The following is a 23,242-nucleotide window of genomic DNA, read 5'->3' on the forward strand; positions in this document are numbered from 1 at the left end:
CGAAGATCATTTCGTCCCGGTTTAGCTTCGACTCGTCACGAGTCCGCGGCTGTGGATTCGCGCGTCCGATCTTCTTTTGCTACCGGCCCGACTCACCGAAATAAATAGTTACGGGGTCGCAATTGTCGCAGCGCAAGAAGAAGGGGGTCGCCACCCTCTGGGCCAGGCTCAGTGCCTTGTGCCCGGAGCGGGAAATCTTCCTGCGCTCGGGCGGCCAGGTAAAGTTCATCCGCATTTCCAAGCGCGCCCAGCTCATGGCCCTCGGCATCCTGTCGACCGGCCTGGTCGGCTGGGGCGCGGTCACCATATCGATGCTCGCCAGCAGCGCCGCCGTCGCCCATGACCGGGCGATGCTGGACGCCAAGGGTGCGGCCGTCGCCAGCAAGGCACGCAAGGTCGACGGCTATCGCAAGTCTGTGAACGACCTCGCCCATGACCTGGAAGCGCGCCAGGATTTCATCGACGATCTCTACAAGACCCATTTCGGCGAACCCGGTGATGCCGCGGCCAATGCCCCGGTCGGCAAGGCGGACGCCGCCACGGACAAGGCCGGCCAGGGCAAGCTCGACGCCAAGATCAGCATGGCGCCCGAAGCCGCGCCGCTGATGCAGGTCGACGCCCGCCAGCGCCGCTTTGCCGCCCTGCTGACCGGTGCGGTGGAAGCCCGCGCGCAGAAGGCGGCCGCCGCGATCCGCAGCTTCGGCCTCAATCCCGACGCGCTCGCCCGCAACGCGGCCCGCGCCCAGGGTGGCCCGTTCGTGCCCTGGCATGGGGACGAAGATGCGATGCCGGCCGAGCTGGAAAAGCTCGCCACCGCCCTGTCGCGCATGGAATTTCTGGAAACCAGCCTGCTGCGCATTCCATCGGGCCAGCCGACCGGCACGCCGATGCTCAGCAGCTCCTATGGCTATCGCCGTGACCCGTTCAACGGCCACGCCGCCTTCCATGCCGGACTCGACTTTCCCGGCCGCTATGGCCAGCCGATTCTGGCCGCTGCCCCCGGCAAGGTCAGCTATGTCGGCCAGCGCAGCGGATACGGCAATGTCGTGGAAGTCACCCATGGCAATGGCATCATGACCCGCTACGCCCACCTGTCCGGCTTCAATGCCCGTGTCGGCCAGCAGGTCGCGCGCGGCGACCAGATCGCCCGCATGGGCTCCACCGGCCGCTCGACCGGCACGCATCTTCATTTCGAGGTGCGCGTGAACGGCGATCCCATCAATCCCCGCCGTTTCCTCGAGGCCCGCAAAGATGTTCTCCAAGTCCAGCAAATCGCCACGGCCCGTCTCGCCGATGTCGGCAACCGGGGCTAAGCACACCCCCTTCTCGCTGATCGGCAGCGACGTGACGATTACCGGCAATCTCGCCGCGACCGTCGACCTGCATGTCGATGGCGTGATCGACGGCGACATTCGCTGCGCCGCGCTGGTCCAGGGCCCCGACAGCCGCATCATCGGCCATGTCACCGCGCAGAGCGCGCGCCTTGCGGGCCTGGTCGACGGATCGATCAGCGCCGAGGAACTGGTGGTCGAAAGCACCGCCCGCATCACCGGCGACGTGACCTACGAGCGGATCACGATCGAAGCCGGCAGCCGGGTCGAAGGCCGCTTCGCCCACAAGGATAATGGCCCGGTCGCGGCCGCCGACCTCAAGCTCATCACCAGCGACAGCGCAGCCTGAGCGCTCAGTTGACCGGCGCGCGCCGCCGGTAGCTCAGCGCCTCGGCCACATGCACCCGGCCGACTTGCTCGGCGCCGGCCAGGTCGGCGATCGTCCGCGCCACCCGCAACACCCGCGTATAGCCGCGCGCCGACAGCTTCATCGCGGCAGCGGCCTGTGCCAGCAATTGCCGCCCGGCCTCGTCCGGCCCGGCCACATCCTCCAGCCGCTCGCCATCAACCTCCGCATTGGTCCGCACCTTGCTGCCGGCATAGCGCCGAGTCTGCAGCGTGCGGGCCGCCGCGACGCGCGCCGCCACCTCCGCCGATCCCTCGGCCGGCGGCGGCAGCACCAGATCGGCCGCCGTCACCGCCTGCACCTCGACATGCAGGTCGATGCGATCGAGCAGCGGCCCGGACACCTTGGCCTGATAATCGCTGGCGCAGCGCGGCGCGCGCGAACAGGCCAGCGCCGGGTCGGACAGATGGCCACAGCGACAGGGGTTCATCGCCGCGATCAGCTGCACCCGCGCCGGGAAGGTGACATGGGCGTTGGCCCGCGCCACGCTGACCTCGCCGCTCTCCAGCGGCTGGCGCAGCGAATCCAGCACCACCCGCTGAAACTCCGGCAGCTCATCCAGGAACAGCACGCCGATATTCTCTCCAGAGTGTCTCGAGTCTCTCATCCAGCATCCCTCCGCCTGGCATAGCCATGATGACGCTCGACATAATGGTGACTCATAGATGTCATCTCAATCTGTAGTCTCAAAACAGCCAGATTTTCTCACCCCGACATGTCCGGAAACACGACGCTTTATCGAGTGAATGACCGAGTTCGAAGTTCATCTTCGAACTCGGTCATTCGCAACCGCCGCAGGCGGCTGATAGGGTGATATCGTCAAACGCGAAGATAAACTGTTCACCGTTCAATCAAGGAACTTATCCCTGAGGATCCTTTGCGGTGTTGAAGAAAATTGCGGTGACGCTATTGGTTGCATGGCTCGTCCGCAAAATCGGATGAGTGAGGCTGGTTACCTCAACTGCCGCGTGCCCGACGAGATACTCTCGTCCGGGTGGCTGCGCTATGTCCAAGGTTCTGCCTAAAGGTGCAGCGCCTGCGACACGCGCGCAGGGACTAACCACGCCCGGATCTGGCTCGTGGGGACCATCATGCTACTATTAATCGATATTTGCTTGATGCACCGATTGTATTCGCTCGGTCTGAGTAATCGTAAATCAAATCTCGCCCTGCCTTCAAACAGGGGTTTCTCATGCTGGTTGTGACAGCGGAGATTTGGCCGGATGGTGATGAAAGCAAATCACATGAGATCGGATATATATTTGCATCTAACGAGGCAGATATAGATGGTGCCTCGGCTTACGAGGCGCGTATTCTGCAGAATTGCAGCGAGCATCTCTCTACTGCAGCGATTGATCGATATGTCCTTGCGTTTCGCGAGCGAAGCGATGGTGTCTGGGGGCTTGTTGCAGAAATCTCGAACTCAGCGGGCATTACCGCCGGCCACGGGATCAATCCGATCGTCGCGCAACAGCTTCAATCCGCGCTCGCCGAAAACAAGAAGGGTAACGAGGATGCGTAGCTACGCTGTTGATCGATACCGGGGGGTCGACTTGGGTTGGGATGGCATATTTAAGAAGCTCATCCGTGAGCTCAAAAAGGATAACCCATCCGTTCTCCTTCTGGATGCTCAGCAAAAAGCTGGCGCCCTGTATGTCTATGTAGCGCGCAGTGGACCTCGATCTGAGGAGCTAATTGCTCGCGCGACTAGAGAGTCGAGGACTGTTTGCCAGCTATGTGGAAAAGATGGAGTTCTCAGGCAGAACCACTTTGGGGTGTATCAAGTTAGATGTGCCGCACATGGTCGTGGATGGCGCGAACCTCCGGAGCTTCCAATGTTTCCAGCTGAGAAAATTCGATGCTGTTGCGATGCTCCGGACTGCATAGTGCGGCCAGCGCAGCATGAAGGAGCGCCAAACATGCGGCAAAAGTAAGACGGTTTTTAGACGCGCATTAAATTTATTTGTAGGCCGCTCAGGCGAAGTGACGCATTCTATAGCCTGAGATATTCAATTTTGGTCGATTGCCAACAGAACCTTGATGATAGATTTGTTTGTCATTTCTACATTATGACATTCTAACTGATCTAAGTTGATATCGCTAAGCGAAGCAAACCGTTCCATATCGGCTTTCGCTTGACGATATAGGCGACGGCGCGCCTCCTCCGTTGACTGCTCTATCAATGAGATTGGATTGCTGCTGCGGAGTTCTCGCCCAAGCGGGCTGTCCTCAACGAGTAGCCTTAATCCCGTTTCCAAAGTACGCATCCGGTGAGGAGCGCGGTTACTGACGGTTTGCTGGGGGATTTGGCATCTTACTTGCCGAGGAAGGCCTCGACGCCTTCTTGAGCGAGCACATCGCGGAATGCAGCATCGGCATCGCGGTCGGTGGGGAATAGATTGTCCCAGACCGTCGAGGTGCCGTGCTCGTTGACGACCTCGAGGGACCAACCGCGCTCGGTGGCGAGCCGCACGATGTTGATGGTCAGCCGTACGCCCGCCTGTTCGATGGACCGGCAGAGATAGGATTCAATCAGTTCGGGTTGCGGGCCAAATTCCATGCCGTGATGCTATGAGATCACGGCTCCAGCTTCAACGCTGTTGGTTTCCAATTCCATGGGAGTAGATCGCCAAGCCGATTAGCCGGATGATCGGCGATGCGGGCGAGGACGTCAGCGAGCCAAGCCTGGGGATCGACGTCGTTGAGGCGGCAGCTCTGAATGAGTGAAAACATGATGGCGGCGCGCTGACCACCGCGATCGGAGCCGCAAAATAGCCATGCTTTCCGCCCGAGTGCCATCGCCCGTTCATTCTGCCCATGTCGGTGGTGACACGCCTCGAAGAGGAGACCCGGATCGGCAAGGGCGGGACCCTGGCGGGACAGCTCTCACGGCTCGACCTGGTGGTGCTCGATGAGCTTGGATATCTGCCGTTCGCGCGCTCTGGCGGCCAGCTCCTGTTCCACCTGATCAGCAAGCTCTACGAACGTACCAGCGTCGTCATCACGACCAACCTCGCCTTCGGCGAGTGGCCTACCGTGTTCGGTGACCCCAAAATGACGACGGCTCTGCTCGACCGGGTCACCCATCACTGCGATATCGTCGAGACCGGCAACGACAGCTGGCGCTTCAAAAACCGCAGTTAGCCGCCACTCTCACCCTAGCTTCAGAACGGACTTGCGCTGGGTGCGCCTCCGGCCGGGCTACGCCCGACCTCCACCGCACCCAGCGCAGGGCGCTCCCCACAACCGTTTGCCTAATCTCGAAAAGGGGGTCCCTCTTCAACGCCGATACGGGGTCCCGTTTGCGCGCCGTTTGACACCCACGGCCCTTCCGGCATTCCAGACCGGGCGTTTGGTGGGGACGAATTCAGTTTCAGGCATCTCCATGATCATTCTCCTATGGCCACATTGGCCATCTGTAGAACGCTTGCCGGCGAGGACGGGGGTGAGAATGGCTTGGGGCTTGTGCCGACCAACTCAAGGCGTTCCGGAGAACGGACTTGAATGACCGCTCCTGCCCGAACCGACCATCCTCGGTTCGTTGAGCGGCCCGGCGGAAGTGCGCCCATTCCCGCCGCTCAAAGCTCCGAGGGTAGCGCCCGAAAGCAGACGTCACGCAGCCTGGCGCTCAACCGGTTGCTCCAGAGGCATCCGGCGCAGCGTTAGGAGCAGGATTCTGGACCTTTCCGGTCGGCGCCCCATCCTGCGCTGCACTCATCGCTGTCAGATAGTCGACGATAGCCGGAATGTCCTTCTCCGCGACGGGAGCCTTGTAGACATCCTTCATCTTGGTGACCGTTGCCTTCCACTGGTCCGCTGAAAGTACGGGCTGGGTCATCGCCATGCTGGCCGAATGGCAGGACGTGCAGTTCGCATTGATGACATCGGCATGAGGGCCATCGGGATATAGCTGATCATCGACGGGAAGATCGACAGTATCAGAGGTCAGGGTAAAGCCGTTCACAGCAATGCTGCTGGGTGCAGGCCCTACCGATTGGGGTTCGGGCGGCGGGGTGTAGCTGCCGGGAGGGCCCACCATCATGAGGGTGAAGACGGTCACGCCGAGCAGTCCGACGGCCAGCATGCCTGGGGTTGGCGCTTTCATGCCGGGCTCCTTATGCCGTCACGATGGTGGTGGTTTCGATATTGCCGCGCATGAACCCGCCGGGGTTCCAGATCGGCACCATCGGCTGTGCGACGCCGGCCGTGTTCCAGCAGCGCGACATAAGCGACGTCTTTCCGGCGCCGGGCAAAGGAACCTGCGCATCCCACCGCCGGAAACTGTATTTTCCGTGATCCGGACCCAGCGTCGTCGCGAACCAGTGGCGACCGCCGTCGGTGGACACATCGACCCGCGCCACGCCGCAGTCGCCGCCCATGGCGATGCCGCCAAGCGGGATCGAGGCCTCGTGCGCGATCCGCTGACCTTCGCCCAGACTGGTGACCCACGAACGCGGAATCATGCGGTTGATCGGAACGGTCGGGAAGTCCTTGGCGCCAGGCTTCACATTGGCGCCGGGCGTCGCCGGGATCTTGTAGGCCTTGGCCATCCAGTATTCGTCGTCAGGCCCGGGCAGGACCTCGATGTCGTTGAGCATCTTGACCCAGTAGGTGGAGTACCAGCCCGGCACGATCAGCCGGATCGGGAAGCCGTTGAGGAGCGGCAGCTGCGTGCCGTTCATGCCGAAGGCGATCATCACTTCGCCGTCGCGGGCATGATCGATGTCGAGCGCCTTCTCGAAGTCCGGGGCACCGGCGACCACAGGTTGATCGAGAGCGCCGAAACGAACCTGGACGGCCCCCGCCTTCACCCCGGCCAGATCGAGCACATCGCGCAGGCGCACGCCGAGCCACTTCGCATTGCCCATCGCCCCGTTGCCCCACTGCGCGCCGGGGACGCGGGGCTGGAACAGCCCTCGCGAATTGCCCGAGCACTGGTTCACGGCGGCCATCTCAACCCTTGGCAGGCGCATCAGTTGTTCCAGATTGATCGCGATCGGCTTGTTGACGTGACCGCGGATAGTGAGCCTGAAAGCATCGACGTCGATCGAGGTCGGGATGTCCGCCCAGTGCCAGCGCACGAAGAACTGATCATTGGGGGTGAACACGTCGCGGTCAAAGACAGCCATCGGTGTTTCGAGCAAGGGCGGATGGATGCGCTGGAGGATCATGCTGCCCTTGCCGGGAAATGCGCTCGTCATCGGGCGCTGCGCATTGCCGCCGGGGAGATGCAGGTCGGTCAGCCCCTGCGTGATGCCCTGCGCCAGCGCAGGCGCAGCGGCGATGGCTGCACCGCCGAGCGCGGCATTCTGCAGGAAACGGCGGCGGCTTGTTTCGGCCGCGAGCTCGGCATCCAGTCTGTCCATGGTCGTATCCTCTCGGGCAAAATGGTGGCGGGTGCTGCTGTGAGAAGCAAGCGATCAGAACACCGTTACTGATCGCAATGCCCGATCAGTTTGTGGCGGCGATACAGGGCGATACGAAGAGATTGCCGCGCCATCCGCCGATCAAGGTCTTTGCGGCGACCACCATCCACATCAGGGCAAGCGCCAGGGTCAGAACGGTGCCCACGATACCGAAGAAGGCAAGGTGCAGGGTCGTGCCAAGGCGAAAGGTTGCCACGGTGAAGACGCCTAGCGGGAAGGTATAGCCCCACCAGCCAAGGTTGAACGGGATACCTGCCCGCCAGTAGCGCCAGGTGATGAGCGAGGCGAGCGCCAGCCACCAGAGGCCAAAGCCCCACAGCAACAGACCGGCGATTGTGCCGATGCCTTGGGCGACAGTGCCGACATCGGCCAGCCCATGCCCAGCCATGATCGCGGGGGCGTCGCCGCCCAGAACCAGCATGCCCAGCGCGCCGGTACCGATCGGGCCAAGCGCCAGCCAGCTCGATGCGGCCATGCCCTCATGCGGCAGCTTGTGGAGCGCCATGCGCAGGATCAACAGTGCAAGAATGCTGAAGGCGACCGGGACCGAATAGGCCCACAGGATGTAGGACGTGACGAGCATCCCGAACTGCGCGCTGTCTTGCGCCAGATGCGGCGCCAGCAGTCCTCCGCTGGCAGCCGTCACTTCGGCCGCCACGACCGGCAGCAGCCACACCGCCGTCATGCCGTCGAGCGAATGCTGGTGGCGCGTGAACATGAAGTAGGGGATCAGCACACCGCAGCTTACCGCCATGGCGGCGTCGATCCACCACAAGACCGTGGCGACCGGTACGATGCCCTCGCCGAAGCGCGCGATACCGAATGCGATGCACCCGTTGATGATCGTGGCGAGGCCCATGGGGATCGTGCCGATGAACATCGATACGGTGTTGTGGCCGAAGATGCGCCGCGCTTCGTGGCCGAACAGGATCCAGCGCGCGGTATAGAGCGCGGTGAAAAGGCTGAAGAGCCCGATGTTGAAGAACCACAGCACCTCTCCCACAGGCTTGAGCGAAGCGCCGATGCCCGGCACCTGCGGGAGGGCCAGCGCAAGAATGCCCGTGCCCATGGTGGCGGCAAACCAGTTGGGCGTGAACTGGCGGATCATCTCGCGCGGGTGATCGAGCCGGCTGAGTGGGCGCATCCCTTCGAGGATGGGCTTGATATCCGTGGTCATCATCCAAACTCCTTGACCAGTTCGGTCAGCGCGTCGGCTGCCCGGGTGCGATACCGCTCCTTGTGGCGTAACGCTTCAAATGGACGGGCAGGCATTGCGAGCGGCAATTCATGAAGGTGCCCTGCAGCAAGTGCGCGGCGCACCACCAGTTCGGAAAGGACCGCGACACCGGCGCCGGCCTCGACAGCGGACCGTACGGCTTCGTTGGACGGCAGCGTCATGGCGATGTTCAGGTCTGCCGGATCGATACCGCGATCACGCAGGACATCCTCGAAACTCGACCGTGTGCCGGACCCGTGCTCCCGCACGATCCAGTTGGCGCCGCGCACCCAGTCCTCATCGATGGTATCGACAGCCTGCCCCGAGATCAGCAGCATCCGGTCCTCGCCGACTTTCCAGTGGGCGAGTGCGGGCTGGTCGATCGAACCTTCGACAAAGCCCAGTTCCGCGCGGCCATCCAGTACCTGTGCCGCCGCACCCTCGCTGTTGTCGATTGCGAGTTCGACGCGGATCGCGGGGTGGCGGCTGTGAAACTGAGCCAAGCGCGAGGGCAGCCAGTAGCTGGCGATGGTCTGGCTGGCGACAAGGCGCAGGGTTCCGCGCTTCAGGCCGCCGTACTCGGCCAGGGTAAGCTCCGCCGTCGCGGCGCGGCCAAGAACGGCGCGTGCCTCATCGAGGAACATGCGACCCGCCTCGGTCAGTTCGATGCCGCGGCCCACGCGGTTGAAGAGCGGCACGTCATGCCTGGCCTCCAGCGTAGCGATCGCCGCGCTGGCAGCGGACTGGGTCACGCCCAGTGCCTCGGCGGCCCGCGTCATATGTTCGCGTTCGGCAACGCCCACGAAGATGCGTAATTGTTCAAGGGTCATGGTGATCTCCTGTCACCATTGATACCGCAGCCCGATCAATCACTCCAACGCATTGATTATATCATTCCAATCTCGTTCTAAGATCATTTGATGAGTGCGTTCCTGGCGGCGAGCAGCGCGCTTTCGATCCGTTGGCTGACATCAGGACTGGTGCAGACATTGGCCGGACTAGGGTGGGGCATGGTGATGACCGACACATCGGGCCGTGCCTCTTCGATAAGTGCTTCCGCCCCCGCCGCCACCCGGCCCGCCAAGATGCAGACCCGCACGCCCGGCAGTTTCGCAAGCAGGTCGGGAAGCGTTGCGAGACCTTCGGCAATCTCCGTTCGGCGCAGCGCGCGATTGCGGGCACCGGGGGCGTGGACGATCCAGGGCACGCAATTCCACTGAACGATGTCCATTCGCGCGATGCCCGCCGCTTCCAGATAACGGCGAAGGTTACGAGCAGTGCCAGATGGGTTGTCCCGCGACACGAAGCGAGTGCGATCAGGCCCGGGGCCCGGCGTCTCAAGAAGCAGGAGAAGGCGCGCATCTATGCCGCCATCGAACGGGTCGAAATGCGGCACCGTGTGTCCTGCGCCAACGAGCCCCTCACGCCATATCTCCAGCGGCGCAATGTGCGGCGCACCAAGTGCCGCTCTGCGTTCGGCGATCAACGCGGGATCATCCAGCCAGGCCATTGATCGTCAAATCCTATCGAAACTACAAAAATCATCGGTTGGATCGATGGCGAGTGTTGCGCCATGTGTTCGACAGGCAACGCCTGCGTTGGCGTACCTGCTCCTCGGCAGCTCGCATTTTTTCCGTTGCATGCTGCGAGGATGACACCTGCGACCGCTGTAGGCGTTATCGCCGGAACGCCATGACGAAAGGGCTTCACTTGAAACTGCTATGGGGATTGGCCGGCCTTTGCGCGGCGACAGCATCGGCGGCCGCACTGGCGGCATCGTCCGATGGCTTTGCAAGCCAGATGGCAGCCTCCATGGAGCGGATGCACCATGCGATGATGATTGCGCCATCGGGCGACCCGGACCGCGACTTCGCGGCGATGATGATCCCCCATCACCAGGGCGCGATCGAGATGGCGGAAGCGGAGCTCAGATACGGAAAAGACGAACGCCTGCGCCGCCTGGCTCAGGGCATCATCGTCGAGCAGCGGCAGGAGATCGCCGTCATGCAGGACATTCTCGCGAAAAAGACAGGCCCCGCTGCCAGCGCGCACCATCACATGGGAGACGACAAATGAAGAAGACGCTGAGCATCGTGTCGTACACCTTGCCGATAGCGGCTGCCCTTGTCGCACTCCCGGCAAATGCGCAGCAGGTTCCCAATGCCCAGCCTGATCGGGCTATCAGCGCTCAGGACCGTTTCTACACCTCGGACCAGTTTTCCAACACGGTATCGGTCATCGATCCGTCGACGAACACGCTGCTGGGTGTCATCAAGCTCGGCGATCCTACGCCTGCAAATCTCAGCCCGCTCTATCGCGGCCAGCTTCTGGTGCATGGCATGGGCTTCTCGCCTGATCGCCGTACACTGGCGGTCGTGTCGATCGGGTCCAACTCGGTCAGCTTCATCGATACCGCGACCAATGCCGTGAAGCACACCGCCTACGTCGGGCGTTCCCCGCATGAAGCCTTCTTCCGGCCCGATGGCCGAGAAGTCTGGGTGAGCGTGCGCGGCGAGGATTATATCGCTGTGCTCGACGGGACCACCTTCAAGGAGACGGGCCGTATTGCTGTACCCAATGGGCCGGGCATGACGATCTTCTCGCCCGATGGGAAATACGGCTACGTCTGTTCCAGCTTCTCGCCGGAAACCGTCGTGATCGACACGAGGTCGAAGCGCATCGTTGGCCGCGTGAAGCAGGACAGCCCGTTCTGCCCGGACATCGCCGCCACGCCTGACGGCAAGCAGGTATGGCTGACGCTCAAGGACGTCGGCAAGGTCATGGTCTTCGACGCCAAGCCGCCTTTCGCCGTGATGAAGACGATCGACACCGGGCCGATCACGAACCATGTCAACATCGCCAGGACTCCCAAAGGCCAGTTCGCCTATGTCACGGTCGGCACGCAGAATATCGTCAAGGTGTTCCGCACCGACACTTTCGACCAGATCGCCTCGGTGCCGGTCGGCGCGCTGCCGCATGGGCTCTGGCCCTCAGGCGATGGCAGCCGGATCTATGTCGGGCTGGAAAATGACGATGCAGTCGCCGTCATAGATACGGCCACGAACAAGGTCATTGCCACGATCCCGATCGGACAGGGCCCGCAAGGCGTCGCCTATGTGCCCGGCGCCGTGCCTTCGGGGCAAGGCCTCGACAACCTCGTGCCGCTCGCCAAGGCGCAGGGGAAAGCGCAGGTCGTCCTGGAAGGTCAGGGACAGAGCCAGGTGTCGCTGTTCGATCAGGGGCAGGTCCAGATCCTGCAGGCTGCCGTCGCCGGACTGGCGCCCAAGCAGACCTTTACGCTGGGTCTGGCGGCACGTCAGGATGGCACCGGTACAATCGAGCCGCTGGCCAAGTTCATGACCAATCCGGCAGGCGCGGCGATCGTCAATGCGGTTGGCCCGATCCGGCAGATCGTCAAGGATGCCGCGCCTGCAGAGCGCCGCTTCCTCGTAATCCGTTCCGGCGCGCCGGATGAGGCTGGCGCGGTGGTCCAGCGGCAGAAGCCGTGACGCTTGAAGCGATCCTTAGCCAGTACGGCCTTGCGGCTCTGTTCCTTGGTGCGGGCATCGAAGGCGAGACGGTAGTCGTGCTGGGCGGCGTGATGGTCCACCGTGGCCTGATCGCGTACCCCGCCGCCATAGCAGCGGCGGCGCTCGGTTCCTTCGTCGCGGATCAGATCTTCTTTGCCCTCGGCCGCCGGTTCCGCAATCATCGCTACGTTCAGCGCGTCCAGCAGAAAGCCGCGTTCCGCCGCGCCATCGATGTGTTCGAGCGGCGGCCGGTGCTGTTCGTGTTCGGGTTCCGCTTTCTGTATGGCCTGCGCACCGTCAGCCCGATCGCGATCGGCACGACTGCGCTTCCTGCCTCCCGCTTCATGGCCATCAACGCTCTGGCGGCCATGGTTTGGGCGACGGTCTTCGTGACCTTGGGTTACCTTTTCGGTCAGGGCATCGAGGCCGCTTTTGGCCGCGTCCGCGATGTGGGCCATGTTCTGGTGCCGGTACTCGCGGTGCTGCTTCTCGTAGGCCTCGTCGCACACCTCCGGCACCGCAGGCGTGAGGTCACAGCAAGGGACTGACGAGGCGAGCGAGATTCTCGCTGAAGCGCGAAAGACCGGAGCGATCACGCCATTCCTCCAGCAACAGCTGGTCGCTTCGGCGGATGTGTCCCCGTTGGACATCTGCGAGAGGTCCGGCGGACGCCTCATCATGCAGGATCAGGCTGATCTCGGCATTCAGCATGAAGGAGCGGACATCAGCGTTGCTGGATCCGATTACGGCGATGCGCCCATCGATGGATACGTTCTTCGCGTGAAGCAATCTGTCTCGATAGCGGTGGAGGCGCACGCCCACGCGCTGCGATGATGGCAAGGATCTTCATGCTTTGCTCTCCGGATGCGGCCTCGCCGGGGCTTCGATCGACCAATGTTCGAGCTGTTTGTATATGACCACTTTCGTCTCCAGCAGGGCGGCATGCCGCTGGCAGAACAGTTCAAGATCGGCGCGGTGGCCGATCAGTTCGACGCACATGGTCAGATAGGGATTGCTCGTTTCCGCGCCCTGATCGAGCACCGGCCCGTGGTTGCTGAAGCCGTAATGGGTATGATGGGCTACGGCGTTCATCAGACCGGCAGCCTTGGCCTGGACGACAAGCTCACGATAGAGCGGGCGCGCCGACCACAGTTTCCATGCCTTGCGCGGCTCTGCCGTATCACGCGGCATCATGTAGATACGCAGCATGCCAATCTCGCTGGACGTGAGAATTGCTGTGTCAGTCATTTTTACGAAGATCCTGCCTTGGTGATCTGAGGGCGCGCGGCGCGAACGCTCCGCAGCGTGATGCCGGGGCTGATGGAAATGCGCGGGTGCTTGGGGACGGCGATCTGCTGAGACAGATAGATGCCGCTGTGGCCGGAGCACAGATAGGCGACGAAACAGGCTACGGCGATGTAGACGGCATGGGTAGCACCGAACAGTTCGATGCCCATGATGGTGCAGGCCAAAGGCGTGTTCGCTGCCCCGGCAAACACAGCAACGAACCCGAGACCGGCAAAAAGATCGACAGGAGCGCCGAATAGGGTGCCAAGGGCGTGGCCGAGCGCCGCGCCGATGAAGAACAGCGGCGTTACCTCGCCTCCCTTGAAGCCGGTGCCCAGCGTCACGACCGTGAACAGCAGCTTGAGCGCCCAACTCCAATAGTCGGGCCCCGGCGCAAAAAAGTCGGCGATGGTGGGTGTCGAGGCGTCGGGCGCCCGGACGCCGAGGCCAAGATAGTCGCGCGTACCGAACAGATAGACCAGAGCGATCACCGCCAGGCCGCCCAGGAAGGGACGCAGCGGCCCGAAGCGGACGTGGCGCTTCACGAAGTCGCCGAAGCCGTGCGACAGTTCGGAGAACAGCAGGCCGACCAGTCCAAACGCCACACCGGCAACGCCCGCCTCGAGCAGAAGCACCGGGTCGACGGCGATCGGTCCGACCGCGCCCTTGAGATAGTCGATGTTGTACATTCCGTGGTGGATGCCCCACTGGTGACAGGTCCAGTCGCCGACGACAGCGGCGATCAGTGTCGGCACCAGCGCGCGATATTCCACACGGCCGACTGCCAGCACTTCGAGAGCGAAAACGGCGCCTGCCAGCGGTGTGCCGAAAACGGCCCCGAATCCTGCGGCAATACCCGCCATCAGGATGATGCGGGTACTCTCGGCATCAAGCCGAAACATCGTGGCGAAGGCGCTGGCAAGGCTGCCGCCCAGCTGCACAGCCGCCCCTTCGCGCCCGGCCGAGCCGCCGAACAGGTGCGTGACAACGGTGCCGAGGAAGATCAGCGGCGCCATGCGCAAAGGCACGCCGCCACCTGGTTCATGGACCTGCTCGACGATCAGGTTGTTGCCGCCTTCGACGCTGCGACCGAACAGATGATAGAGCAGGCCGACCGCGAACCCGCCGACCGGCAGGAGAAACAGCAGCCATGGATGCGCAAAGCGTGTTCGTGTCGCAACGTCGAGGCTCCACAGGAAGGCAGCGCAGAGGCTGCCGACCGCCGCAGCCATCGGAACAAGGAGCGCCAGCCAACGCAACACGGACAGAGCATGGTCGTGCCGGTCCCGAGCAAAGGGCAGGACGTTCAGGTTCGACAGCAATATTGCGAATTTAGCGCGCACGATTCCTCCTTGTTGCGAAAACGCATCAGGTAGGAATCATCAGCCCGAAGGCGGTTCGGCCGAAGCCCGGCGGAAATCCATCGCCTTGTCAGCGCATATCGTATGGCGAATGCGTTTGGTCAAGCAGCAACGCATGCGGAGGTGGATTTGTGGGGCAGTTCCACGCTCGTTCTCAGCTAACAGTGGCTGTTCGCCTTAGCCGCGGTCTCGGACGTTTAGAGTGACGATGAAGACGTTTTTTATTTGGGAACAAATAAATCTTCGCTGTTGTGACGCAGTCGCACAAGTGGCTCCTGAGAAACTGTAAACGCGTCGCAGGGAGTAAGTCGGGATGGCTGTCAGAAACACGCGATTGGATCTTATCCGTCGCAAATTGAATCTTGCAGGGCCTGTAAAAAATAAGGTCGTTTCCGCGTCCCGTCGTCGTCGCCCGAAGGATGCGGCAGAGAAGTTGATGGGCTTGTCCCGAGAGCAGCAGAATGATCAGAGATGACGCCTTCCTCGTCAACGACGGCGGCTTTGCGATCTATGGTTGAAGAGCGCCGCCAGGCTTTTGAGCAATCTCCTGCTTCTGGAATTGAAAGGCGACCGAGCGGCACTTGGAAAGTGGATGTCGTCAGTGCAGTGTCCGGGAAAGCTCGACCACGGAAGCGACCGTCAAATTCCTTCGCTCATTCTCTCGACGCATTTTTCCTTTCGCAATAAAAGCTGGCAGCCGTGGCATCAGGCTGGCTTTCGTCGTCGGCGTCGCGGCCAACGAAGCGCTAGCAAAGTCGCGCCGCCAATCCAGAGCATCAGTCCGCCGATCGCGAAGCCGAGTAGCCAAGGCGAATTGAAATTTTCGTGGTTCTTCCAGTCCATGATGTGCAGGCCCCAGACGAAATCATAGAACCGCCACGTGCCGGTTCGGACGGCCGCGATGCGTCCGTTTCTCGCGTCCACGAATACGCGCGTATTGTCTGGATCGTTGAACGACACGCGCCACGCTGGCAGCGATCCGCGATACTCTGTCGAAAGGTTCGCCACCGCCTCGGTCGTCGCGGTGGCGTTCGCCGGTCCGCGCCAGGCTTTGCGCGCTACGGCAATAGCGGTGGAGGAACCGATCGGACTGAGCTGCTTTCCGCTGGTGGCGTCGAACAGCGCTACCTTTCCACCACCGCTGACTTCAGCAACCGTTCGCCCCAGCAGCATATGCATCGAAATGCTCTCAATGGGTTCATCGAAGCCATTCGCAAATCGGTCGAACGTCGTGATCTTCGTCCCTGACGAAAGTGGCTCGACTGTTTTACGATCGACCAGATGATCGCCATGAATGCGGTCGATCGGGAAGAAGCTCATCACAGCGCCACTGGCGAACCAGAGCAGCAGTTGGACGCCGAGCAGTAGCGCCAGCCATTTGTGCGTGCGGCTCGCCAACAAATGGATACGAGTGCGTATTCCGCGCAAGATCACCCCCCTTCATCGCCCCATAGGACGATCAGAACCAGATCCTCACACCCGCGACAACGCTGGTCGTAGTCGGATCGTCTCCATTTCCCCGCACATACCGGGCCGTCTGACCAGTCTTCGCCTCATAGGAGACGCCAATATACGGAGCGAACTGCCGGGTAATCTCATAGCGCAGGCGGAGGCCAAGCTCGGCACTGCTCAGGCCGGCGCCGATGCGGCTTTCAGGCACGTCCTGTGCCGACAGGTTGAGTTCCGCGCGGGGCTGGAGAACCAGCCGCTGCGTAATCCGCTGGTCGTAATAGCCTTCGAGGCGGCCGAGCAAATCGCCCTTGTCGGACAGGAACGCTGCGCCCTCAACTTCGAACCAGTAGGGCGCAAGGCCCTCGAACCCAATGACTGCATAGGTGCGCGAGGGGCTTGGCTTGAAATCGTGGCGGACGCCGGCCTGGAGATTGAAATACGGTCCGATCGCACGGCTGTAGAGTGCCTGCACTTCGGCGGCCTCGACGCCCTGGCGCAGCACCCCTTCGCCTTCGGACTTGATAGTCAGCCGGTTGATGTCGCCGCCGAGCCAGGCCTCGCCATCCCAGCGATAGCCGTCGCGGCCCTTGCGCGCCTGATATTCGGCGAGGTTGAACATCACCGTCGCCATCGTCTGGCCGCCACTCTCGCGCATCATCATGTCGCGGGCATGCGCCATGTCGGCCGGCGGAAACTGGAGGTCGGCATAGTGATCCATCGGTGGGGTTGGCGCTGGTGCGCTACCGGCAGGCAGATCGGTGCCGACGGGTTCCCCGGAGGACATCGCAGCCATTTCATGGCCAGCATGGTCGGCCGGCATACCCATCCCGGGCATTGCGCCATTGTCCTGTGCGGGCGCTGGCTGCGCCGGCCCCATCGGCATCGCCATGCCGCTCATGTCATGGTCCTGGTGGCCACTGGTAGCCGTCGCGGGCTTTGCGGGCGCAGCGGAAGCAGGCTTTGTGACGGGTTGGCTCCTACGCGGCGCCGGGGTGGCGGGCTTGGGTTTCGGCTTGGTCTTGGACTTCGGTTTAGCCGTTGGCTTCGCAGAAGGCATCCTCATGCCCTGCATGTCGTGCATCGAATGATCCTGCGCGTCGGCAGGTAGTGCGAGCGCGATCATTGCGCTGGCGGACAGGAGCGAGGCGAGACGCTTCATGCCGCATCTCCTTTCGGACGGACGCTGACGACGCGCATCATTCCCGCAGCCATGTGATAGAGCAGATGGCAGTGAAACGCCCAGTCACCGACCGCGTCCGCAGTGAAGTCCCAGGTGACGATGCCGCCCGGCTGAACGATAACTGTGTGCTTACGCGGCGCGCGGTCGCCATGTCCCGTCACCAGTTCGAAGAAATGGCCGTGGATGTGGATCGGGTGCGCCATCATGCTGTCGTTGATCAGGTTCACCCGCACCCGCTCGCCCTCTATGAAGGGGATCGGCTCATGGACATCCGACATCTTCTCGCCGTCGAGCGACCACATGAACCGCTCCATGTTGCCGGTGAGGTGGATGTCGATGCTGCGCGAGGGCGCACGGACGTCGGGATTGCGCTCCAGTGCCATCAGGTCGCGATAGACCAGCACCTTATGGCCGACGTCGGTGAGACCCTGGCCGGGCTCTCCGGTGCGGTCGACCGGCATGGGCGAGATCGTCTGCACGCCAGGTCCACGCTTCACCTGCGGCGCATTGCCGAAGTCACGCATGCTCATCGAGCCCATGTCGTGGCCGGCCATCGCGCCGCCGCTGTGATCCATCCCCGGCATCGCTGAATGATCCATCGCGCCATGCTTCATGGTCGCGTGGTCCATCAAGGCTATGGGCGCCGCAGCGGGACTGCCCGGCGATGCGAGGGTGCGCGAGGCATTCTGCTCGGCGCTGGGATCGACGCCGCGCGGCGCCATGCCGCCGCCCATGTCCATGCCCATGTCCTTCATGGTGGCGAGCGGGCGCTGGCGCAATGCCGGGACCGGCGCGACCATACCGGCTCGCGGCGCGAGCGTCGCGCGTGCCATCCCAGAGCGATCGACCGCCTCGCCGACCAACGTGAAGGCCTTGTCCTCGGTCGGCGTGACGATCAGGTCATAGGTCTCCGCGACTCCAATCTGAAATTCGTCGACCGCGACCGGCATCACATTCTGGCCATCGGCCTGGACGATCGCCAGCTTCAGCCCGGGAATGCGCACATTGAAGGTGGTCATCGATGATGCGTTGATCACACGAAGGCGGACACGCTCACCCGGGGCGAACAAGGCCGTCCAGTTATCGGCCGGTCCATGTCCATTGACGAGATAGGTGTAGGCCGCCCCGGTCACGTCGGAGATATCAGCCGGGTCCATCCGCATCTTGCCCCAGGCGAGGCGGTCCTTCTCCTTCTGGTCGCGCCCCGAAAGGAGCCCTGACAGCGTTTGGCGCTGGAAGTTGAAATGGCCGGGATTGACCTTCATCCGCCGGAAGATCGCCTCGGGCGAAAGCTGGCTGTGGTCGGACAGCACGATCACATGCTCGCGATCGGACTGGACCGGATCGGCGCCCGCCGGATCGATCACGATCGGACCGTACAGACCAAGCTGCTCCTGGAAGCCCGAATGGCTGTGATACCAGTAGGTGCCGCTCTGGCGCACCGGGAATTCGTAGAGAAAGCTGGAGCGCGGCTTGATGCCGGGAAAGGAGATCCCGGGAACGCCGTCATGCTCGGGCGGAACCAGCAGGCCATGCCAGTGGACTGAGCTGTCCTCGTCCAGATCGTTGATGACGTTCAGCCGCACCTTCTGGCCTTCACGCAGCCGGATGAGCGGCGCCGGGACCGTGCCGTTAATCCCAATTGCAGGCGAGCGATGGCCGTCGATCGTCATCATCTGCCGGGCGATGCGCAGCGTGATGTCGTCTCCGGAGACGGTCGGCAGGCCTTGCGATACCGGCTGCGCCCAGGCCGGCATCCATGCCGCGAGCGCCGCAGTGCCCCCGGCCATTCCGAGACCGCGCAGCAATGTGCGCCGATCGACAGTCGAGAAATCCATGAAATTGCAGTCCCTGTCGCGTGCGTATGGATGGTTTACGCAGCGACGCCTTCAACCCCTCAGCATCTCATCAAGTTTTTTTCGGGCGCGATAGAGCCTTGTTTCGACGGCCTTGTCGCCGATCCCGAGGGTTTCGGCGGTCTCCGTCTGACTCATGCCTTCGATCGTGCGCAAGACGAAGACCTGCCTGAGGTTGACCGGCAGTTCTGCGATTGCCGCCATGGTCCGCTCCAGCTCGCGCCGGTCGGCGATCTGGATGTCGCTTGCAGCAGCGGTGTCGGCGACGGCATGCGCTTCCTCGATCGGTTGTGCGAAGGTGAAGAAGCGGCGCACCGCCCGGCGCCGCGACCAGTCCCGCGCCTTGTTGACCGCGATCCGCCCGATCCAGGCGCGGAATGGACGCTCGGCGTCATAGCGCCCTAGGGCGGCGAACGCGGCGATGAAGGTCTGCTGGGTCAGATCCACGGCCGCGTCGCTATCTCCGACCAGGCCACGCAGCAGCCGGAACACGCTCTCGCGATGCCGCCGCATCAGTTCGGCATAGGCTGCCTGGCGCTTGCCCACCGCGAGTGCCGCCAGTTCGCCGTCCGAGCAGCCGGCGAGGTCGAGGCTCACCGTTCCTTGGCCGTCAGCGCCTTGACGACCGCGGCGTCGAACTTGGCCGCCTGATCGGGTTTGAGCACGGCCCGCATTGCGAATATATGCTCGAGCGTCTCCTTCTGGAGCTGGCCCATCGCCTGATGCGAGCGATCGACCGCTGCGCCGACGGCGGGGCCATAACCATGTTCGGACTGGATGGCGTCGGCGAGCTTCGCATTGTCCGCGCGTAGCTCAAGCTCCAGCGCCTGCTTGCGCAGCGCAAACCGCCGTTCAATCTCTTCCATGCGGGCCTTCTGGCCAACGTCGAGATCCAGGTCGTGGTGCAGCAGCGTATGCAGCTCACTTTCGACCGGCGCGGATGGTGCGATGAAGGCGCGGCCGATAAAGGCTCCAGCGACCGCCGCGAGAAATGCGATCACAGCGATCAGGAGCAGCCGGCGCCGGTCGGTCATTCGCCGGTTCCTAGCAGTGTCGATGGCGCCAGCGCGGCTGGTGCACCGAACGGGGCGATCGAAGGCGCTGGTTCAGTATAGCTGGGGATCCTTGAACCGAGCAGTCCGACCACGAGCGCGAGGCTGGCGGCGATGCCGACCAGCGAGCCCGATAGCGGCCGGCCATGTGCGTCCTGCTGGGCGATCCCGGCGAACACGGCGACCTCTATTCTAGCCAGTCGCGGATCGACCGGCAGGTCATGCAGGCGCCGTAATGCCGTATCGACATCCATCATCATCACTCCATGCTTCTAACCAGCATACGCAGCCTGGCGTCTCGGCCCTCAGCTGCATGCAGATATTTTGTCGTTGAGGGATAGCAGAGCGGACTGCGTATTGAACGCATGAACAGAGTTGGAGTGGTTCAATGAATAAGACGATGATGCTCTCCGCGCTGGCTGCGCTGTCCTTTGGCCTGGCCGGTACTGCCTATGCGCACCCCAAACTGGTGAACAGCACGCCCGCCGCGGCGGCGACGGTGAGCGGGCCGCGCCAGGTCACCTTGACGTTCAGCGAGACGCTCATGCCCGCTTTGTCCGGGGCCGAGGTCGTGATGACGGGAATGCCCGGCATGAAGGATCATCCGCCGATGAAGATCAACGGCGCGAAGATCAGTGTCGCCACCGACGGCAAGACTTTGCAGATCGCGTTCGGCCGCCCGCTTGGCCCAGGCAGCTATGTGGTCAATTGGCACGCTGTCTCGGGCGATACCCACCGCGTGATCGGCAGCGTGACCTTCACCGTCCAGTGATGCCCGACTGGCCGTTGGTTGCCGTGCGCTGGGGGCTGTATCTCGTCCTCGGCGCATTATTCGGCTTGTTGGCGTTCTCAATCTACGGACTGCCGCAGGCGGCGCGCGGTACGGCTTTGCCGCTGCGCTTGCCTGTGATCGCGCTGTCAGTGCTCGGCATCGCGTTGAGCGCGGTCGCGATCCTGCTGTTGGTCGCTGCGATGTCGGGAGTCGGCGTGATGGCAGTCGATCGAGCGACGCTGACCATGATCCTGACCCAGACCAGCATCGGCTGGGCGTGGACCGTGCGCATATTCGCTCTACTTGGCATCCTGCTGCTCGCAGTGCCTACAAGGTGTTGGGCCCCGCTTAATAGCTGGTGCTCGACCGTGCTGGCTGCGGTCGCAATTGCGAGCCTTGCCTGGACCGGACATGGCGCAGCGGGCGAAGGCGCCTTCGGCACGGCTCAGCTCGTTGGCGATGTCGTGCACCTGCTGGCAGCTTCGGCCTGGGTCGGTGCGCTGATCGCGTTCCTAATGCTGATGAGCACCGCCCGCGATCCGGAAACGCTTGCAGTCACCCACGGAGCCCTGACGGGCTTTGCACGCGCGGGCACGATCATTGTCGGCCTGCTCATCGCGAGCGGCCTGCTCAACCTATATATCCTCGTCGGGCCGGAGCGGATGCTGGCGCTCGGCACGAGCGACTACGGCCGCCTGCTGCTCGCCAAGCTCGGCCTGTTCGCCGTGATGCTGCTACTTGCCGCCGGCCATCGCTGGCGGCTTGCACCGGCCCTGGGCAGCGATCCCGGTCATCCCGCTGTGGTGCGATTGCGAACGAGCCTCTGGTTGGAATTTCTGGCAGCGCTCGCGATCCTGGCGGCGGTCGCGTGGCTGGGCACGCTTGCACCGCCAGCTTCGCTCTAGCGCCGATCAGGCGTGCATCAGGCCAAGCGCGCCCGCTCCCATCCAGATCGCCATCGTGACCATCATGATGTTCTCGGTCAGCGAGACGAAGCCGAGCGGCACCTTGCTCGATCCGCCGACGCAGGCGCATTTGATCTCGCGCTTGTCGATATAGACGGCCTTGAACACCGAGATCGCACCGATACCGCCAATTACTAGCGCCACCGGCGTCGACAGCCAGGTCAGGACACCGGCGGTCATCAACACACCTGCTGCGCCTTCGGCGAACGGATAGACATAGGAATAGGGCACCCAGCGCCGCGCGAGCAGGTCGTAGTTGAGGAACATGGACGAGAAGCGCTCGACATCCTGCAGCTTGAGGAGCGCCAGCACGCACATGCTGAGCGAGATGAACCATTCGCCGGCGTGCATGGTAAGCGGCGTGCCATAGACCGACTGGCTGACGGCGAGCGCCATGAGTGCGGTCATCGCGAATACCGCGATCACGGGCGTGTAGCTCGTCGCATCAGGGTCGGTCACCGACTTGCCGAAGAAGCGGCGCAGATCGTCATAGCCGCCGATCCGCCGGCCATCGATGAAGGTCTGCGGCGTCGTCTTCACCTCATGCTCGGCCTTGAACACATCGGTCTCGGCGCGGGTCCTGAGCCAGCGGTCATCGACCGCATATCCCTGGGTCTCAAGCAAGTGCTTGGCCTTCAGGCCATAGGGGCAGACATGCTCGGGCATCACCATGCGGTAGAGTGTCGCGCGCTTGGGGGATTGGTCGGTCATTGCGGGTCCTCATCGCCTTGCGATTAATCGGTCCCGACACATATAGGTGCCGTACCATAGTACGGAGTCAAGGCATGGAAACACTGACGATCGGCAAGCTCGCCGCAAAGGGCGGCGTCGGGGTCGAGACCGTGCGCTATTACCAGCGGCGAGGGTTGCTGACCGAGCCTTCGCGGGACGAGGGTATCCGGCGCTATGGCGACGAAGATGTGCGCCGTCTGCGGTTCATCCGCTCCGCACAGACCGCCGGGTTCACGCTCGAGGAAATCGGCGAACTGCTTGGCCTCGACGCGGTCGATGACCGAACGCGCGCCCGGCATCTTGCCGAAGCCAGGATCGCTGCGATCGATGCGAAAATCGCGGAGATGCAATCTGCCCGGGCCGCGCTGGCCAAACTTGCGAGCGAATGCGCAAACTCGGCCGCTAGCGCGTGTCCGATCATCGCTGCATTTGAGCAGAGAGCCTGAGCTCTACCCCGATATATCTTAAATTAGAAATGGGGTTATTCATCGGCAAACGAACTAGGTCGTGGGACGACTGTTGGCCAATGGCAGCTAAACTCGATTCGTTGCTCTGAAGCCGCCAGTCTGCAACCGGCCAGTCCTGCGGGTTCCGGGAACGATCATCAGTGCTCCAGGAATGGCAGGTGTTGAATAGGGACCTGCCGTTCCCGGCGCGGCTCGCAAACGGCAGTTTT

General features: G+C 62.8%; 25 protein-coding genes, 3 pseudogenes and 1 riboswitch. Of the genes and pseudogenes, 10 read left to right on the forward strand and 18 right to left on the reverse strand.

The window, feature by feature from the left end; all coding sequences use genetic code 11:
* Positions 1-122: 122 nt before the first annotated feature.
* Complete coding sequence (locus A0U87_RS10715; protein WP_010337289.1) at positions 123-1,313, forward strand: M23 family metallopeptidase; 1,191 nt, start codon at positions 123-125, stop codon at positions 1,311-1,313.
* On the forward strand, positions 1,294-1,680 hold the full coding sequence (locus tag A0U87_RS10720) for a polymer-forming cytoskeletal protein (RefSeq protein ID WP_010337288.1): 387 nt from the start codon (positions 1,294-1,296) through the stop codon (positions 1,678-1,680). The genes A0U87_RS10715 and A0U87_RS10720 overlap by 20 nt, the downstream gene beginning before the upstream one ends.
* A gap of 4 nt (positions 1,681-1,684) precedes the next feature.
* Here A0U87_RS10720 and A0U87_RS10725 read toward each other — a convergent pair.
* Positions 1,685-2,317: pseudogene (locus tag A0U87_RS10725) on the reverse strand (ATP-binding protein); the annotation flags it as partial.
* 612 nt (positions 2,318-2,929) lie between these two features.
* Between A0U87_RS10725 and A0U87_RS10730 the strand changes: the two are divergent.
* On the forward strand, positions 2,930-3,259 hold the full coding sequence (locus A0U87_RS10730) for a hypothetical protein (protein WP_063141589.1): 330 nt from the start codon (positions 2,930-2,932) through the stop codon (positions 3,257-3,259).
* A gap of 792 nt (positions 3,260-4,051) precedes the next feature.
* Here A0U87_RS10730 and A0U87_RS10735 read toward each other — a convergent pair.
* On the reverse strand, positions 4,052-4,297 hold the full coding sequence (locus A0U87_RS10735; protein ID WP_063141591.1) for a hypothetical protein: 246 nt from the start codon (positions 4,295-4,297) through the stop codon (positions 4,052-4,054).
* A 17-nt stretch (positions 4,298-4,314) separates the two neighbouring features.
* Positions 4,315-4,536: pseudogene (locus A0U87_RS10740) on the reverse strand (transposase domain-containing protein); the annotation flags it as partial.
* Between the two features lie 18 nt (positions 4,537-4,554).
* Here A0U87_RS10740 and A0U87_RS10745 point away from each other — a divergent pair.
* Positions 4,555-4,881 (forward strand): annotated as a pseudogene (locus tag A0U87_RS10745) (ATP-binding protein); the annotation flags it as partial.
* A 484-nt stretch (positions 4,882-5,365) separates the two neighbouring features.
* Here A0U87_RS10745 and A0U87_RS10755 read toward each other — a convergent pair.
* From A0U87_RS10755 to A0U87_RS10775, 5 genes are all read right to left on the reverse strand, one after another.
* Positions 5,366-5,842 carry a hypothetical protein gene (locus tag A0U87_RS10755; RefSeq protein WP_048939393.1) on the reverse strand — a complete coding sequence of 159 codons (477 nt, stop codon included), beginning with the start codon at positions 5,840-5,842 and terminating at the stop codon, positions 5,366-5,368.
* 10 nt (positions 5,843-5,852) lie between these two features.
* Positions 5,853-7,103, reverse strand: coding sequence for a molybdopterin-dependent oxidoreductase (locus tag A0U87_RS10760; RefSeq protein WP_048939394.1), 1,251 nt, complete (start codon positions 7,101-7,103; stop codon positions 5,853-5,855).
* Between the two features lie 85 nt (positions 7,104-7,188).
* Positions 7,189-8,343 (reverse strand): TDT family transporter, encoded by a 1,155-nt coding sequence (locus A0U87_RS10765; RefSeq protein ID WP_170978387.1) that lies wholly within the window; start codon positions 8,341-8,343, stop codon positions 7,189-7,191.
* Positions 8,340-9,209, reverse strand: coding sequence for a LysR family transcriptional regulator (locus tag A0U87_RS10770; protein WP_048939395.1), 870 nt, complete (start codon positions 9,207-9,209; stop codon positions 8,340-8,342). Before A0U87_RS10770 ends, A0U87_RS10765 begins: the two co-directional genes overlap by 4 nt.
* A gap of 83 nt (positions 9,210-9,292) precedes the next feature.
* Positions 9,293-9,865: a uracil-DNA glycosylase gene (locus A0U87_RS10775; protein ID WP_240700542.1), complete on the reverse strand. Its 573-nt coding sequence runs from the start codon at positions 9,863-9,865 to the stop codon at positions 9,293-9,295.
* Between the two features lie 224 nt (positions 9,866-10,089).
* Here A0U87_RS10775 and A0U87_RS10780 point away from each other — a divergent pair, with 224 nt between their 5' ends.
* The 3 genes from A0U87_RS10780 to A0U87_RS10790 are packed head-to-tail and all read left to right on the forward strand — an operon-like array spanning position 10,090 to position 12,457.
* Complete coding sequence (locus A0U87_RS10780; RefSeq protein ID WP_048939412.1) at positions 10,090-10,455, forward strand: DUF305 domain-containing protein; 366 nt, start codon at positions 10,090-10,092, stop codon at positions 10,453-10,455.
* Positions 10,452-11,888: a YncE family protein gene (locus tag A0U87_RS10785; protein ID WP_048939397.1), complete on the forward strand. Its 1,437-nt coding sequence runs from the start codon at positions 10,452-10,454 to the stop codon at positions 11,886-11,888. The genes A0U87_RS10780 and A0U87_RS10785 overlap by 4 nt, the downstream gene beginning before the upstream one ends.
* Entirely contained in the window at positions 11,885-12,457 is a 573-nt protein-coding gene (locus tag A0U87_RS10790; RefSeq protein ID WP_048939398.1) for a DedA family protein, read from the forward strand. The genes A0U87_RS10785 and A0U87_RS10790 overlap by 4 nt, the downstream gene beginning before the upstream one ends.
* Here A0U87_RS10790 and A0U87_RS10795 read toward each other — a convergent pair.
* The 9 genes from A0U87_RS10795 to A0U87_RS10835 all read right to left on the reverse strand — a co-directional run bounded on the left by A0U87_RS10795 (position 12,441) and on the right by A0U87_RS10835 (position 20,357).
* Positions 12,441-12,749 carry a phospholipase D-like domain-containing protein gene (locus A0U87_RS10795; protein WP_240700543.1) on the reverse strand — a complete coding sequence of 103 codons (309 nt, stop codon included), beginning with the start codon at positions 12,747-12,749 and terminating at the stop codon, positions 12,441-12,443. The genes A0U87_RS10790 and A0U87_RS10795 overlap by 17 nt on opposite strands.
* A gap of 6 nt (positions 12,750-12,755) precedes the next feature.
* Positions 12,756-13,157 carry a DUF190 domain-containing protein gene (locus A0U87_RS10800; protein WP_048939400.1) on the reverse strand — a complete coding sequence of 134 codons (402 nt, stop codon included), beginning with the start codon at positions 13,155-13,157 and terminating at the stop codon, positions 12,756-12,758.
* 2 nt (positions 13,158-13,159) lie between these two features.
* The gene (locus A0U87_RS10805) at positions 13,160-14,539 is read right to left on the reverse strand and encodes a voltage-gated chloride channel family protein (RefSeq protein ID WP_063141593.1); all 1,380 of its coding nucleotides are present in this window, start codon (positions 14,537-14,539) and stop codon (positions 13,160-13,162) included.
* A 23-nt stretch (positions 14,540-14,562) separates the two neighbouring features.
* A riboswitch (Fluoride riboswitch) is annotated at positions 14,563-14,633 on the reverse strand.
* A 629-nt stretch (positions 14,634-15,262) separates the two neighbouring features.
* Entirely contained in the window at positions 15,263-15,991 is a 729-nt protein-coding gene (locus tag A0U87_RS10810) for a PepSY domain-containing protein (RefSeq protein ID WP_048939402.1), read from the reverse strand.
* Between the two features lie 25 nt (positions 15,992-16,016).
* Positions 16,017-17,168, reverse strand: coding sequence for a copper resistance protein B (locus tag A0U87_RS10815; protein WP_063141595.1), 1,152 nt, complete (start codon positions 17,166-17,168; stop codon positions 16,017-16,019).
* Positions 17,165-19,027, reverse strand: a complete 1,863-nt coding sequence (locus A0U87_RS10820; RefSeq protein WP_080993728.1) for a copper resistance system multicopper oxidase — start codon at positions 19,025-19,027, stop codon at positions 17,165-17,167. Before A0U87_RS10820 ends, A0U87_RS10815 begins: the two co-directional genes overlap by 4 nt.
* A gap of 51 nt (positions 19,028-19,078) precedes the next feature.
* Positions 19,079-19,642 carry an RNA polymerase sigma factor gene (locus A0U87_RS10825; RefSeq protein WP_240700544.1) on the reverse strand — a complete coding sequence of 188 codons (564 nt, stop codon included), beginning with the start codon at positions 19,640-19,642 and terminating at the stop codon, positions 19,079-19,081.
* Positions 19,639-20,079 (reverse strand): periplasmic heavy metal sensor, encoded by a 441-nt coding sequence (locus A0U87_RS10830; protein WP_048939405.1) that lies wholly within the window; start codon positions 20,077-20,079, stop codon positions 19,639-19,641. Before A0U87_RS10830 ends, A0U87_RS10825 begins: the two co-directional genes overlap by 4 nt.
* Positions 20,076-20,357: a hypothetical protein gene (locus A0U87_RS10835; protein WP_063141597.1), complete on the reverse strand. Its 282-nt coding sequence runs from the start codon at positions 20,355-20,357 to the stop codon at positions 20,076-20,078. Before A0U87_RS10835 ends, A0U87_RS10830 begins: the two co-directional genes overlap by 4 nt.
* 128 nt (positions 20,358-20,485) lie before the next feature.
* Here A0U87_RS10835 and copC point away from each other — a divergent pair, with 128 nt between their 5' ends.
* Both copC and copD read left to right on the forward strand, forming a co-directional pair.
* Positions 20,486-20,869 carry a copper homeostasis periplasmic binding protein CopC gene (gene copC, locus A0U87_RS10840; RefSeq protein WP_048939406.1) on the forward strand — a complete coding sequence of 128 codons (384 nt, stop codon included), beginning with the start codon at positions 20,486-20,488 and terminating at the stop codon, positions 20,867-20,869.
* Positions 20,869-21,774 carry a copper homeostasis membrane protein CopD gene (gene copD, locus A0U87_RS10845; RefSeq protein WP_063141599.1) on the forward strand — a complete coding sequence of 302 codons (906 nt, stop codon included), beginning with the start codon at positions 20,869-20,871 and terminating at the stop codon, positions 21,772-21,774. The genes copC and copD overlap by 1 nt, the downstream gene beginning before the upstream one ends.
* Before the next feature lie 6 nt (positions 21,775-21,780).
* On the opposite strand, the gene A0U87_RS10850 is transcribed toward copD, so the two are convergent.
* Complete coding sequence (locus A0U87_RS10850; RefSeq protein ID WP_048939408.1) at positions 21,781-22,545, reverse strand: glutaredoxin family protein; 765 nt, start codon at positions 22,543-22,545, stop codon at positions 21,781-21,783.
* 74 nt (positions 22,546-22,619) lie between these two features.
* On the opposite strand from A0U87_RS10850, the gene A0U87_RS10855 reads away from it, so the two are divergent.
* Positions 22,620-23,012, forward strand: a complete 393-nt coding sequence (locus tag A0U87_RS10855; protein WP_048939409.1) for a MerR family transcriptional regulator — start codon at positions 22,620-22,622, stop codon at positions 23,010-23,012.
* The last annotated feature ends 230 nt before the right edge of the window (positions 23,013-23,242 follow it).

The organism is Sphingobium sp. MP9-4, assembly GCF_005281675.1.
Lineage (GTDB): Bacteria > Pseudomonadota > Alphaproteobacteria > Sphingomonadales > Sphingomonadaceae > Sphingobium > Sphingobium yanoikuyae.